This is a genomic window from Lewinella cohaerens DSM 23179, assembly GCF_000379805.1.
GTDB lineage: Bacteria > Bacteroidota > Bacteroidia > Chitinophagales > Saprospiraceae > Lewinella > Lewinella cohaerens.
The window spans coordinates 22,305-37,308 of record NZ_KB903547.1 but is presented as its reverse complement, the minus strand read 5'-3'; the positions used below and the strand labels follow the sequence as shown (position 1 = coordinate 37,308).

Annotated in this window: 10 protein-coding genes; 6 read left to right on the top strand and 4 right to left on the bottom strand. The window is 44.6% G+C overall.

What is annotated here, in order from left to right; translation table 11 throughout:
* Nucleotides 1–6: 6 nt before the first annotated feature.
* A complete protein-coding gene (locus tag A3EU_RS0115390; protein WP_020537080.1) occupies nt 7–735 on the bottom strand; it encodes a metallophosphoesterase in 729 nt (242 codons plus the stop codon).
* A 9-nt stretch (nt 736–744) separates the two neighbouring features.
* A complete protein-coding gene (locus A3EU_RS0115385; RefSeq protein ID WP_020537079.1) occupies nt 745–1,479 on the bottom strand; it encodes a S24 family peptidase in 735 nt (244 codons plus the stop codon).
* A 140-nt stretch (nt 1,480–1,619) separates the two neighbouring features.
* Here A3EU_RS0115385 and A3EU_RS32905 point away from each other — a divergent pair, with 140 nt between their 5' ends.
* A complete protein-coding gene (locus A3EU_RS32905) occupies nt 1,620–2,474 on the top strand; it encodes a glucosaminidase domain-containing protein (RefSeq protein WP_020537078.1) in 855 nt (284 codons plus the stop codon).
* A gap of 705 nt (nt 2,475–3,179) precedes the next feature.
* Nucleotides 3,180–3,872, top strand: a complete 693-nt coding sequence (locus A3EU_RS0115350) for an RluA family pseudouridine synthase (RefSeq protein ID WP_020537073.1) — start codon at nt 3,180–3,182, stop codon at nt 3,870–3,872.
* A gap of 271 nt (nt 3,873–4,143) precedes the next feature.
* Here A3EU_RS0115350 and A3EU_RS30640 read toward each other — a convergent pair whose 3' ends face one another.
* Nucleotides 4,144–5,805 (bottom strand): glycoside hydrolase family 10-like protein, encoded by a 1,662-nt coding sequence (locus A3EU_RS30640; protein WP_020537072.1) that lies wholly within the window; start codon nt 5,803–5,805, stop codon nt 4,144–4,146.
* Nucleotides 5,806–5,866: 61 nt separating this feature from the next.
* On the bottom strand, nt 5,867–7,366 hold the full coding sequence (locus A3EU_RS0115340; RefSeq protein ID WP_020537071.1) for a hypothetical protein: 1,500 nt from the start codon (nt 7,364–7,366) through the stop codon (nt 5,867–5,869).
* Between the two features lie 754 nt (nt 7,367–8,120).
* On the opposite strand from A3EU_RS0115340, the gene A3EU_RS0115335 reads away from it, so the two are divergent.
* The 4 genes from A3EU_RS0115335 to A3EU_RS0115320 are packed head-to-tail and all read left to right on the top strand — an operon-like array spanning nt 8,121 to nt 14,754.
* The gene (locus A3EU_RS0115335) at nt 8,121–8,738 is read left to right on the top strand and encodes a TetR/AcrR family transcriptional regulator (RefSeq protein ID WP_083937431.1); all 618 of its coding nucleotides are present in this window, start codon (nt 8,121–8,123) and stop codon (nt 8,736–8,738) included.
* A gap of 59 nt (nt 8,739–8,797) precedes the next feature.
* Nucleotides 8,798–10,114 carry a TolC family protein gene (locus A3EU_RS30635; RefSeq protein WP_052331311.1) on the top strand — a complete coding sequence of 439 codons (1,317 nt, stop codon included), beginning with the start codon at nt 8,798–8,800 and terminating at the stop codon, nt 10,112–10,114.
* Between the two features lie 40 nt (nt 10,115–10,154).
* Nucleotides 10,155–11,321: an efflux RND transporter periplasmic adaptor subunit gene (locus A3EU_RS30630; RefSeq protein WP_020537068.1), complete on the top strand. Its 1,167-nt coding sequence runs from the start codon at nt 10,155–10,157 to the stop codon at nt 11,319–11,321.
* Entirely contained in the window at nt 11,314–14,754 is a 3,441-nt protein-coding gene (locus tag A3EU_RS0115320) for an efflux RND transporter permease subunit (protein ID WP_020537067.1), read from the top strand. The genes A3EU_RS30630 and A3EU_RS0115320 overlap by 8 nt, the downstream gene beginning before the upstream one ends.
* Nucleotides 14,755–15,004 lie beyond the last annotated feature (250 nt).

Genomic DNA, 15,004 nt, shown 5'->3' with positions numbered 1-15,004 from the left:
GATGTTCTAAACATAAAACACAGTATGTTCTAGCGTTTCCCCATCCCAATTGATGTAACGATAGGCAATGTTATGATGGTCGACCGCAAAATCTTCTTTTTTCCAGTCAATCTGAAAATAACAGCTGGGAGTGATATGGATATCCAGGTTGCGCCAGCGCATCGATTTTTCTACATGATAATGCCCCGTGAAAATACTGATAGGGTAGGAGTGCTCAGTGAGTACTGATAATAAAGGTTCTCTATTACGCAATGCATGTTTGTTGTCCATAAAGGGGACACCCATCTTCATGGGCGGATGATGCATAAACAGGCAGATAGGAGCAGGATGAGCTTGCAAGTATTCTTGAAGTAAACTCAGTGTGGTTTCATCAACCTGACCTGGCCCTGAATCGAGTAATACAAGAGGTGGCTGGTCATCAGGAGAAGTGAGAAATAAAGCTCCTTTTTGTAACTGTTGATGGAGGCCAAAGGTGCTGACCATCATCTCTTTGTCATCGTGGTTTCCTGGAATGACCAGGTAGTTGAACTGGAAATCGTCGAGTTGCTGTTTGATCCATTGGTAAATAGCAAGGTCTCCTTCCTCAAGGCAAAGGTCGCCACTGATGACCAGTAAATCATGAGGAACGGCTTTGGCTGCTTTTAGAACTTTAATAAAATTTGCTCTGATATCAATGTCAAAGGGGCGTTCTTCAGGTGTACCAACGTGTAGATCGGTTATTTGAATAATTCTCATAGAGGGGGCTTAACTAATAGCGTGATCAGTTAAACGACGTTTTACCCGCAAAACTTGTTTGATTTCCTCAAGATCAAGTTGATAAGGTTGATAAACACTGGCATTGTCCGAAATAAGGCGCAGTTGAGTGACTTGTCCGTCTGTTTTTAACTGTTGAATCCGCTTAACCACGACCACGTCACTGACGATCACATAAACTTCATTGTCTCGGATTACAGGAAAGGTGCCATCAAGGGGTTTCTCCAGGGCTTCGCAAATAACTAAATCTCCACTGGTAATGGTAGGCAACATACTATCTCCACTCACCGGGAAGGCCAAAAGCTCTCCAGACATACCTGGAATACTAAAACCAGGGAGTTCCTGAAAGTAAGTAGGGGATTGAAAATCAAGCGCGTAACCAGCCAGTGCTTTTTGAGGAACCAGCCTGATGTTTTGCCGCCCATTGTTGACCATTTCATTGGCACCTCCTGTTGGAAGTTCTATGTCGCTACCGGAGTTGGCCATAAAAGGAGGTACGTCAAGGCCAAACAAATAGTTGGCATCTATCTCGTAAGTGTCACATAATTGGTGGATCTGGTCTACCGTAAGATTGCGCTTTCCTTGTAAAATACTGTTGATAACATGGTTGTAAGTGCCAAGGTGTTTGGCTAAATCAGACTTTCCACGGATTAAATGTTTATCTTCTAATAATTTATATACTTGCGCAAATCGTTGATTTACAATACTATCTGAGAATTTACTCATTTATTTAAAAATAAAAGTTTTAAAATAATTGTTTTTAATAAACTTTGTGTTTTATATTTGTAGTGCGAGCAACAATAAGTTTTTGTTTTACTACAAATTATTGTCGCAATATAACAATAAGTTTCGCAAAAATCTCAGCCATGAAATCAAATTCAACGCAGTATACCCCCCGGGGAGGGTACGAAGATCGACGAAGAATGCAGCCCGGGCGCGAAACACCCATTGGTCCTATTATCAATTGGGTCGCCCTCTGGTCGCGCATTTGGCTTTTCCTCAAGCGCTTAGTTGCCGAACTATGGTACTTGGTCAGTCGCCGTCAAAGTTCCAAGCAGGTAACACCTTCTCATCATAAACAACAGGCTGGCCCAGGCTTGGTTTTGTTCCGAAAATGGTCGGTGCCGCTATTTAAAGTTGCTGCCGCATTGGTATTGTTCTTTTATGTAATGCAAAGAGATATTCAGTTTTCTATTCAAATGAAAGCTCCTTTTGCACAATCGGCCTCCTATTCTGAAGGTGTGAACCAGGCGGGTGTAGAAACCATGGGCTTTGCCCAAACCGTCTCGATGGGAGGTGCTTCCAGTGCTTCCGCTAAACCTGCAGCATTAGACTTGGCATCAGTAGAAGATTACCTTGACCGATTTGCACAAGTTGCTCAAACGGAAATGAATAAGTTTGGTATTCCTGCTTCTGTGAAGCTAGCCCAAGCGATCCTGGAAAGCCGTGCTGGTCAGGCAATGGATGCTAAAGTAGACAACAATCATTTTGGTAAGCCTATGTCCGGCCAACCTTATGAATCGGCTTGGCGCAACTGGCGGGAACACAGCCTCTATCTTGTCAATCGTCACCCCAATTTGTTAGACCACGGCAAAGACTTCCGTGCTTGGGCTCGCGGACTAGAGAAAGCGGGTTATAGCAAAAGTGATAATTATGCAAATCAGTTGCTCGAAATCATAGACCGTTTTCACCTGGAGCAACTGGATGACCCGACGATTTGATGTGAAATTTGCCATGGCAAATTTCACAGTATTAGGTACTTAGTACAGGGTATAGGGATTAGCTACGCTGATGACCTGCGGTGATCGTCACAGGCTCCTCAGAGTTGTCGTTCCTCCTCAGAGTTTTAAGAACCCTAAATGGGTGCTATGCCAAGTACCGTCTACTTTTTACCTAGTACAGTGAGGGTTGAAGTACTAAGATTACTGATAATTGAGGTAGATACCCTCAAGCCTCACTATTTGGGGAACAGCACAAAAATAAATTGAGGTTTCGTTTTTAAAAAAGTTGGCAAAGCGATTCATTTTAAGCGTGTCAGCTTTTTGGAAAACCACAGAGAAGGCTCAATATATTTTTTGCGCAATAAAAGGACAGCACAAAAATAAATTGAGGTTTCGTTTTTAAAAAAGTTGGCAAAGCGATTCATTTTAAGCGTATCAGCTTTTTGGAAAACCACAGAGAAGCCTCAATATATTTTTTGCGCAATAAAAGGACAGCACAAAAATAAATTGAGGTTTCGTTTTTCAAAAAACTGGCAAAGTGATTCATTTTAAGCGTGTCAGCTTTTTGGAAAACCACAGAGAAGGCTCAATATATTTTTTGCGCAATAAAAAGACTTATGTTCTCCATTTTCTCAAAGTTGACCGCCTCCAATGGGAGGCGGTTTTTTTTATTATCGCTGATAAAAATGCTTGTACCTTCACCGCATGAGCAATATCCTTCCGATTCTATATCAGGACGAACACCTGGTCGTCATCAATAAGCCTATCAGTCTTCCTGTACACAAGAGTAAAGGGATGGCCAACGATGCACCCTACGTAACCAAATGGCTCGGCCAGCAACTGGAATGCTCTGTTTATAATGTACATCGGCTGGATGCCAAAACATCGGGCATTTTACTCTTGGCCCTTTCTCCGGAAATGGCTACCCAGTTGACGGAGCAGTTTGCTCGCCGCGAAGTCGATAAGGTTTACCATGCTTTGGTGAAAGGCATCCCGGGAGAGGGAATCTTTGATGGCAAGGTGAAGAAAGCAAAACGAGGAAATAAAGCTGCTGCCGAAACAGCTTACCGGACACTACGGACAGTTTACACTAAATGGGAGCACAAGGGCGAAGAGAACCTCCCGTTGAGTCTGGTTGAACTGAAACCCACTACTGGTCGTTGGCACCAGCTACGTCAGCATTGTTCCCATGATCGCCACGACATTATCGGAGATGCCGAACACGGAGATTTTCCACTCAACCGCCTTCTGGCAGAGATGATCGGCGAAAAACGACTTTACCTGCACGCCTGCTCACTCAGTTTTGAGCATCCTGTTACCAAAGAACGTATGACTTTCGAGGAGCCTACGCCGCCGACCTTTGCAGCGTTGTTGGATTTGTTTGATGGGGAAAGCTGAAGTGGGAATTCAGAGGTGTTTGCCGCCACTAGCAAACACCATTACCATCAACCATCTAACCAACCCTTAGCCCCATCCCCGGCCCTTCCCATTGTCGAAAATGGCCTTGTTTCGGGATGTGTTTTGCAGGGGAAGGGAGGCTTTATGCACGTGGCTATTTTAGTTTTTTTGCCACAGTTGAATGCTGATTCTACTTGCTAGAGTATTCTGAATTCAGAGGTGTTTGCCGCCACTAGCAAAACCATCTAACCATCTAACCATCAACCGTTCTCTAGTTTTTCAAATCCCTACGCCTAACCCTCGTCCTTACCTTCCGTTCTTTGGTCTTCTTTGTGCGTGGTCGTTTGATGCGGACGGCCGTTTTTTGCTCGATAGAACGAGCACCGCCAGGGTTACTTTCTATATTGGCACGGTTGGCCGTACGGATCGCGTAAGTATAGGTTTCTCCTACGGTGGTGGCATTGTCGTAAAACACAACTTTACGCTGGTTTTCTGCCCCAAGAGGAGTGATGGCCAGGATATTGGCAGGATCTTCGAAATCGCCAAGCTGCTGGCCATTAAAGCGATAAATTACGTAGTAGTGGGCTTGTTGCAAAACACCGTCTCTTCCTTTGCTCGGACGCCACTGTAAGCGTACCGCATCATTGCGCCATTTGGGACGACGTAAGTCGCTGGGAACGAGTTTGGGCAACTCAAGCTCAGGGCGCTCCTGCCATAAGGCGTGGTGTTTGTAATAAGTGCGTAAGCTGTCCTTTAACCGCAAGGGATTAGCCTGAATGGATTTGGCACTAAAATAGGCACTTCCTAAGGTTCGGAAGTTGCGTCGATTAAGATCAATTTGTTTTGGAATCTCTGCAGGGTCATGCCATTCTACTACAGCATTGTCACCCACTTTATAGGCGGCATGACCAATGTACAACGGCAGCTCACGGCTATTTTGACTCCACCATTGTACCAGCGTTTCGTGATCAGCTGGGGCGTAACCAATGTTCCAGTAGAGTTGTGGCATGATGTAATCCAGCCAGCCCTTGTTGATCCAGTTCAGGACATCGGCATAGAGATCGTCATAAGAAGTAGCTCCTGCTCGGGTAGCTGAACCTCCTGGAGCCTCGTCGCTTTTGTTGCGCCAAACACCGAATGGGCTTACGCCTAATTGCACGGCAGGCTGCACCGATTTGATACGCTGGTGCAGGGCTTGTACTAATTGGTCAGTATTGTTCCGTCGCCAATCGTTGATGTCTTTAAATGGTTGACCATAAAACTTGAAGGCCATACTGTCAGGAAATGGCGTATCCTTTACAGGGTAGGGGTAGAAGTAGTCATCAATATGGATGCCATCAAGGTCGTAGTTGTCTACCAGTTCGCCAACGACATCTACCAAGTGGTTGCGTACAGCGGGGATACCTGGGTTGAAGTACATCTTCCCTCCGTAAGCCACCAGCCAATCAGGGTGCTGAAAGACAGGGTGCGTAAGGTGAAGGCTCGCCGTATCCATATTCATGGAGGCTCGGAAAGGGTTGATCCAGGCATGGAATTCCATAGCCCGAGACCTTGTTTCTTCAATCATGAAGGCCAGAGGATCAAAATCCTCTTTAGGCGGAGCGCCCTGCCGCCCGGTCAGGTAGGCCGACCAAGGTGCGTAGGCACTAGGGTATAGCGCATCACCCGCTGGCCGGACTTGCACAATTACAGCATTCATCCCCACCTGTTCCAACTGGTCCAGCAGATTGCGGTATTGCTCTTTGAGTGCAATGGGGTTGGTGGATGGCGATTTGGGGTAGTCTATGTTCACCACAGAGGCGATCCACGCAGCGCGGAGTTCCCGTTTCGGGGCTTTTACCGGCTGGTATTTAAGGTTCTGAGAAGAACCCACCGTGGAGAATAAAAATGAACAGAAAGTAAGAAGTATAAAGGTACGGGTGAACAGGTACATGATGATGTTTGTGGTGTTCTGAAGTAAATACCAGGATCAAAGGTAAGCGCTATTACGGATATTATTCCGCGGAACTATTTGCATTTTCCTCTGCCAAAAGTTGCTCCAATGTCTCACCGGCCTCGCTACGGCAGGTATTCTCGAGCCAATAACGGTTAACAATATTTGTAGATTGTTTGATTTGCAAATAAAGCTGGGCAAACTTTTCCTCCTTACTGGGCCCGCCGTAAGAGCGAGGTTGTTGCTTGGCTATCGTTATTTTCTTCGCAAAACGTAAGAAGTTGGTGTAGTGTTTTTTACGGTTGTTGGTCATCTTTCGGTTGCGAATAACGTAAATCCGGAAGGTGTCAATCAGCGACATCAGTGCTTCTGTATCACCAAGTGCATAGTAGGTGGCGAGTAACAGGTTGTTGTAGTTGAGGTGATAGGTAACGTCGGAAAAGCGTACCAAAAGCAAGTGATCGAGGGCTTCATTGTAGCGCTGTTTGGAATAGTTGAGGTGCGCCATATTGTAGTTGTAGGAATTTTCACGCGGCTTTTCAGGCAGCCGTTCTTTGTAATTCTCCAGGAAGTATTCTGTCCACTCGAATTCCCCCAAAATACAACCCAGTACAGTGATGTTTTTATAGTTCCATTCGTTGAGCAACCCATTGGTAAAGATCAACTCATTGGACAGACCTGCCTGATAAAGCTCAAAGAGTTCCTTTTGGAAGTTTTGCGCTCCTTTGTTGATCTGGCGCACACAATAGTTGTTAGCGTAAGAGTACAAATCTCGCTGCTCGTGAGGGCTGAAACGGTGAACCTGCTCTTGTAACAAAAGCTTTAGATCTTGATAGTAAGCCGGATTATCATCATCCCGCAAACTCATGAGGATAGTATAGTACAGGTGAATCGAAGTATCGTCTTCAAAACGATCCTTCTCCTTCAGGTAGTAGGCGATTAATTCGTCAAGAAAACTGTAGTCAAATTGAGAATTGCTGAGAATTTCATGAGCTGTCAGCTGGCAGCTATGGCGCAGCTTTTCCAACATGAAATAGCGGTCTAGCTTGTCTGTAAGCTGTTGGAGCAGGTTGGCCTTGTTACGATCTTCATGCTGATTTTTGTAATAGGCCATTACATTAAGATACTTGAACTGCGTATAATAATGCTGGGCATCCTGGTAAGGATGCTTGTTCATCTTACGATCTAGTTGTTTCGCTCTGTTTTTGAGCAGATCAAATTGATTATTGTAATAGGTGGATTCCAGCAGAAACAAGTCTTCAACAAAATCCTGTTCTTCATAGCGTTGTTGAGCCAAAAAGCCGTGGAGTAATTTCTTAAGGCTAGACATCGTATTGAAGAGCAACTGCTCCGAATAAGTCTCTCCCGGAAAAAGCTTTTTGAAAACAACCTCTCTAGCAAGTTTTTTGGGGTTGGTGCCTAGGTATTTATAAATGTAATCTAGCAGTACTATGGTTTTCTCATGTTGATTGAAATAAGGAGAATTAACATAGACTTTAAATCGCTGGCGAGCCTTGGCAGGTAGGTCGCTGATGTTTTTTATGAGTTTACTGTCTTGCATAAATAAATAATATAATTCAGAAAACGAAGTGTTTTTTTATGTTAAAATACTGGTTTATAGCAGGTTGCTGTTATTAAGGTGTGATTTTTTTTCCAGAAATATGAATAAAGGTACGTTATTGTTCGTGATTTTTACTTCACTTTTGTATCAGCCTATTGGGAAACACTATAAATCGTTTCTAAAATTGGCGCTTGTTATTGTTCATGGAGTTCATGGTAGATTGGTAAGCACAAAAACTAAGTAAACCCCATTCCACATCGGGTAGCTTATTGAAAGCCTAACAGACTCCGGTTTGTGCCTAAAAATTTTCAGCGGCATTGGTCATCGATCAATGCCGCTTTTGGTATACGGTAGGTGTTCTTAATTGTTGCTTTGGGGTCATGCCATCTCCCGTCCCGACTTTTCTAGTCGGGACGGGATCGGCACCAGGCTGTCGGTCGCTAACCGCTCCTGCCCATCCTTTGCCCTGCTCCTCCGTCCGCCGAGCTTCAGGCGCTGCCTTGCGCTCCTATATTCCTCCTCCTTTTTCGTATCCCTCTTGTAGTTAAATACAGTAGATTATTTTGCTTATCCCTAGTCCAGGCCCATTTATCCAATGGATTAAAATTATTAGTAAAAAACGCAGGAAACTTTGAACTACTTTAAAGTTTCCTGCGTTTCTTTGTGGGCAGAAAGAGTAGTCCATTGCTTAAATCCTCATTAGCACCAAGTGTTAAATTTTAAAACTTAATAGGGGAAAGCGGCTAATCACAGCATGATAAAACAGCAGATAATAACGAAATCGGAGGAATTGTTCATGCGCTACGGTATACGTAGCGTGAGCATGGATGATATTGCCCGGGAACTTGGCGTTTCCAAAAAGACTTTATACCAGCAGGTTGAAAACAAGTCGGATTTGATTCGGCAGATATTCGCAGAGCGATCAATACTTGAACGGCAGGCAATTGAAGCGATGCGCAAGGAATCTGATAATGCGATTGAGGAGATGGTAGAAGTGGCTCGGTTTATGATCAGTCGCTTGAGGCTGGTTTCACCCACTTCTCGCTATGATTTGGAGAAATATTATCAGGATATTCACCGAGAACTGGATCATTTACACATGACCTTTTTTACTCATTTTATCCAGGAAAATCTGGTGCGGGGAATAGAGGAGGGTTTGTACCGACGGAGTACAGAAGTGAGTTTGGTTGCCAAGTTTTTTGTAGGCATGGCTACCCGCTTGGCGCAAAATGAGCACTTTTCTGTGAAAGAGTATAACCTGGAGGATTTAATCAGCCAGTTGTTTGTGTACCACATGCACGGAGTTGCATCAGAAAATGGGATGCAAGTTGTACGGGAATACCTAGGACATGAGGATGAAGAAAAAATTTAGTAATCATTTTATCAATCAAGTGGCTTGTTTTAGACATACCACTATATAACTAACAATTCATGAATCACCCATTGCGTGTCGTTCTCCTTTGCACGCTGATGACCATATTGCAAACCGGTTGGAGCCAATCTTCTGAGATGAGCATGGATCAATTGATCGATTATGCGCTGGCCAACAGCCCGGAAATGCTGGATGCCCAATTGAAAGTTCAGGATGCGGAAGCTCAAATTTTGCAAAGTAAGTCTACCGGTTTACCACAAGTGAGTGGTAGTGGTACCTACCAGCGTTATTTCGAAGTACCTATTGTTCCTCTACCTGCAGAATTTACTGGAGGCGAGCCACAGGAGGTTTCTTTTGTATTAAAAAACAACTTCACAGCAGGCGTCAATTTGGATGCAATGATCTTCGATGCTGCCTACTTTGTCGCGCTTAAGGCTGCTCGTGCTGCCCGTACCTATGCGCAGCTAGAATTGGTAGACCGCCAGCGTCAGGTACGCCAACAGGTGCGTGATGTATACCTTCCAGTACTTTTGTTGCAATCCAATTTAGCGCAACTAGACAAGAACTTGACGAACCTGGAAGAGCTCTATCAAGAAACCCAGCAGATCTACGAAGCTGGTTTTGCTGAGCAGTTGGATGTCGACCGTCTGGCGCTTTCGTTGGCTAATCTGCGAACCGAGCGTGATGCATTGGATCGCCAGTATGAGAATGCTTTGCGGGCACTCAAGTTTACCATCAACTATCCAGCTGAGCAAGAGTTGACAATAGGCGATGATATGGAAGCTCTGCTGGCAGAAGATAACCCGGAAATGCTGACGACGACTGTCAATTACACCCGCCGCCCGGAAATCAACCTTTTGGACCAGGCCATAGCATTGAGTGATTATAATATTCAGAACTTTAAAACCGGTTACCTCCCTAGTCTTCGTGGCTTTGCAGGTTACCAGTACCAGTACCAGGGTAATGACTTCAATAGTGGTTTCTGGGCACCTACTGGTTTTGTAGGCCTTACCCTGAATGTGCCGATCTATGATGGAGGTTTTAAGCGTTCACAGATAGATCGCGCAACTATTACTCGCCAGCAGGTACAAGTACAGCGTTCAACCGTACAACGGCTCATCGACTTGGAGGTCGAAAATGCTCGTGCTACTTACCTGAGTGCGCAAGAAAGATTCAAAGACAGAGAGGATAACCTTGCGCTTGCGCAACGCATCTACGACACTACCCAGGTGAAGTATCGCGAAGGTGTGGGTTCCAGTTTGGAAGTCAACCAGGCGGAACAAGCACTTTATACTTCTCAGACCAATCGCTTGCAGGCCATCTACGATGTGCTACAGGCGAAGGTTGCGCTTGAAGAAGCGCTGGGAGAAAATTAATACTAATATTAAAATATCAACCTGCTAACTAGCATACCTTATGAAATTTTTCATTCCATTTATGATGCTGGCGCTGATCTTTGCCAGCTGTCAGGCAGAAGCACCAGAGGGAGAACTCCCCGCCAGCTTAGACGAAAAGAAAACCCTTCTTCGGGAGAAGCGTATCGCACTTAAAGGTTTAAGTGATGAGATTAAAACCCTGGAAGATGCTATTGCTGCCCAGGACCCTGATAGCCAGGATGCTGGCGTTTTAGTAGCTACTACGAAGGTAGCCAAAAGCGACTTTGCCAGCTATGTTGTCCTTCAGGGCAGTGTGACGGCGGAAGATTTGACCGATGCTACCGCCGAGATCGGTGGTCGCATTTTGCAACTTGAGGCAAAAGAAGGGCAAACCGTTCGTCGTGGTCAGCTGATTGCTGTCTTAGATGTAGAAGGCTACCAAAAACAACGGGAAGAGTTGGAAACAACGCTAAGCTTGGCCATCGATGTTTTTGAGAGACAGAAGCGCCTCTGGGACCAGAACATTGGCTCGGAAATACAATTCCTTCAGGCAAAGAACAACAAGGAACGCTTGGAAAAAAGCTTGGGTACCTTGGATCTTCAGTTGTCGAAAAACAAAGTTTATGCTCCGATTTCGGGAGTGGTGGAACGTGTTGTATTACAGTCGGGAGAATTGGCGGGCCCTGGCGTACCGATTATTCAGATTCTCAATACCAGCGAACTTAAGTTGGCCGCTGATGTGCCAGAAAACTATATCCGCTCGGTGAGCCGTGGGGAAAAGGTAGAGGTTGCAGTACCGGCTTTAGGTATCGAACGTACGCTACCTGTAAGCCTAATTGGCAAAACCGTTGACCCGGCCAACCGTACCTTCAAGGTAGAAGTAAAGCTGCCTGCCAACCCTGATTTGAAGCCTAACCTATTGGCAGAGATGAAAATTAAGGAGTTTGTTGCTGAAGATGTGGTGACGATCTCTATGGATTGGGTGCAGCAGGAAGTAGGCGGCAAACGCTTCGTATTTGTCCTCGATGAAAATGAAGACGGAGCTATGATTGCTAGTAAGCACTATGTGAAAATAGGAGAGTCTTACGATGGCAGCGTCATCATTACAGAAGGCCTTGTTGGCGGCGAACAATTGATTACAGAAGGTTCACGTGACCTTACTGATGGTCAGCTCATTAAAATAAATCAACCGGCTAATAATGGCTAAGAATAAAGAATACCGCTCGTTTGGGCTAACGGAACTGGCCGTTGATAATGCAACCAGTATTTTTATTCTGGCCTTTATGATTTTGCTTTTTGGATTACGCAGTTATTCTGCTGTTCCTAAAGAGCAATTCCCGGAGGTACAGTTTCCTCAGGTTTACGTTAATACCCCTTACTTTGGTAACTCCGCTAAGGATATCGAAAGCTTGGTAACCCGTGAACTGGAGAAGGAATTACAGTCGGTGGATGGTGTGAAAACAATTCGATCTACCTCTATCCAGGATTTTTCTGTGATCACGGTTGAATTTAACAGTGGTGAAGACATTGACGAAGCCGTTCGCAAAGTAAAGGATGCTGTAGATATTGCAAAGCAGGAGTTGCCTTCTGATTTGGATCAGGATCCTACCGTGATGGACATTAACCTGGCCGAAATTCCTATTGTTACCGTCAATATTTCTGGAGAGTATGAGCTGGATGAATTGATCAACTACGCGGAATACCTACAGGATGAGATTGAAACCCTTGATGAAGTAGCGCGTGCTGAAATTAAGGGAGACCGAGAACGTGAGGTGAAGATTGATGTGGATTTACGCCGCATGGAAAGCACTCAAGTCAGTTTCACTGATATAGAAAACGCTATCGCTTCGGAGAACCTCACGCTTTCAAGCGGTGAAATCGTTCGTAATGAATTTCGTAGAGCTGTAAGGGTCGTTGGGGAGTTCAAGTCCGTAGAGGAAATAGAAGACATGATTGTCAAGAGTGAAAACCTTCGCCCTATCTACCTCAAGGACATTGCAACGGTGACCTTTGGTTACAAAGAACGAACCAGTATCGCTCGTGCTGATGGCGACCCGGTGGTGTCACTGAATGTGATCAAGAAACAGGGAAAAAACTTACTGTCTGCCGCAGATAACCTCAAGGCAATCATTGCTGAAGCACAGGTTAATGCATTGCCCTCGGATTTGAATATTAGCTTATTCAACGACCAGTCGGATAATACCCGTGAGCAGGTAGCTAACCTTGAGAATAGCATTATTTCAGGGGTAATCCTGGTGACCTTGGTCCTTTTGTTCTTTCTCGGATTACGTAATGCCCTATTTGTAGGTATTGCTATTCCGTTGAGTATGCTGATGGGGATTTTGTTTATCTATATGAGTGGCGTAACGTTGAATATCGTGGTGCTTTTTGCCCTGATTTTAGCGCTCGGCCTCTTGGTGGACAATGGTATTGTGGTCATTGAAAACATCTATCGCTACGTACAGGAGGGGCATTCCTTGATGGAGGCTTCCAAGAAAGGTGCAGGAGAGGTTGCTTTACCTATTATTGCTTCAACAGCTACGACATTGGCTGCCTTTGTACCGATTGCTTTTTGGCCAGGATTGGTAGGTAGCTTTATGAAATACCTGCCGATTACACTCATCATCGTCCTTACCAGTTCTTTGTTTGTAGCACTGGTGATTAATCCTGTATTCTCCGCCACCTTTATGAAGATGGAAGAGATAGCAGGAACCAGGGAAGAGCGCCGGCGTAAAAACCGAAACGTACTGATCTTTGCCGGAGGAATGATGCTAATTGGTGTATTAGGCCTATTGGCAGGAGCAGGTTGGTTATTCAATATTATGCTTATAGCAACGGTTGTAAGTCTTCTGCATTTCTTTGTTTTTCGCCCTTCTGCATTGCGTTTTCAAAATAATTTCTTGCCTCGATTGGAGACCGCCTATGATCACTTTGTGAATTGGGCTTTAGAGCGGCCGTGGCAGATTTTTGTGGGAACCTTTGTACTGTTAGTTCTATCATTGGCATTGTTGGGGATTCGACAGCCCAAGGTAGACTTGTTTCCAAGTTCAGACCCTTTGTATGTCAATGCTTTTGTGGAGTTGCCACTGGGGACGGACATAGAAAAAACCAATAGGGTAGTAGCAGAGCTGGAAGAGGAAATCACAAAAGTGGTGGAACCTTACGGAGATGTTGTGCAGTCGATCCTTACCCAAATAGGAGAGGATACCGCCGACCCTAACGGTCCGCCAGANCCGGGGTCTTCGCCAAACCGTGCCCGCTTGACAGTTTCTTTTGTGCCCGCTCGTGAGCGTGGCGATGTTTCTACCTTTAAGATCATGGAAGAAATTCGTGAAGTTACTGGGGGTGCTGCAGGAGTAGCTGTTTCGGTAGATAAAAATGCTGATGGCCCACCAACGGGTAAGCCTATTAACCTGGAATTGCAAGGTGAGGACATTGACCGACTAGCGATTCTTTCGGAGGAGGTCATTGCATACATCAACCAGCAAGGAATTCCGGGTATTGAGAAACTACAGGCAGATGTAAAAATCGGTAAGCCAGAGTTGATCATTACGGTTGATCGTGAAGCTGCCCGTCGTTATGGTATCTCTACTTACAATGTAGCCTCTACTATTCGTACGGCTTTATTTGGTAAGGAGGTAAGCAAGTACAAATTGGGAGAAGACGATTACCCTATTTTTGTGAGGCTAAATGAGGATTCCAGATCTAGTATTGATGACCTGATGAATCAGAAGGTTACTTTCAGGAATCCGGGTAATGGTCAGATCGTGCAAGTGCCTATTTCAGCCGTTGCAGAGATGGAGTACTCTAGTACTTATTCGTCTATTAAACGGAAGGACCTGGATCGAGTAGTAACTATCTTTTCCAACGTTCGTGATGGCTATAACGCCAATGAAATTGTTGGTCAGATTAATGAAGCTTTGCAGCAGTTTGATATGCCTTCCGGGTTTACCTACGAGTTTACTGGTGAGCAGCAGCAACAGGCAGAAGATACGGAGTTTTTGAGTGGGGCCTTCCTGGCAGCGCTGTTCTTTATCTTTATCATTCTTGTCGCTCAATTCAATAGTATTACGGCGCCCTTTATTATTATCCTTTCCGTTTTGTTTAGTACGATTGGTGTATTCCTTGGCTATGCTATTTTCCTACAGGATATCTCGATAGTCTTTACTGGTGTGGGTATCATTTCCCTTGCAGGAGTGGTCGTGAATAATGCTATTGTCTTGATTGATTATATCATTCTCTTGATAAGCAAAAAGACAGAAGCCAAGGGGTTGAAGAGTATGTACGAATTGGATAGAAAGGATGTACGAGATAGTATTATCAAAGCAGGAGCTACACGTTTGCGTCCTGTGCTGTTAACGGCAATTACAACGGTACTCGGTTTGGTGCCACTTGCGATAGGTTTTAACTTTGATTTCTTCTCATTGATTACTGATTGGGACCCACAAATATTTATTGGTGGAGATAATCAGGCATTTTGGGGACCTATGGCTTGGACGGTTATCTATGGCTTAACTTTTGCAACATTCCTTACATTGGTCGTTATTCCGGTTATGTACTGGCTGGCATATCGCTCCCGTTTATGGATAAATAGTGTATTCGGGCCGAAAAAGAATGTAAAGAACGCATCAACGGAGTGAGAATTTTTGTGACACCTTTTTTTCTATCACTTTTCATAGATAGCAAGATACTTTGTTGGTGTCCTGTTTATTTAGGGTTGAGTAAATTCCGTTTTTTTTAAAAAAAGCCCACCTAACCTAGGAAGTATAAGAAAAAAAATATATGTTTGCATTGTAATCACTTGGTCTCCAAGGTTACAAATGAACTGCAAAATTTTCCTCTATTTGAGAGTGAATATAAAGATGTAATTTTTTTCATGTGATATGATTT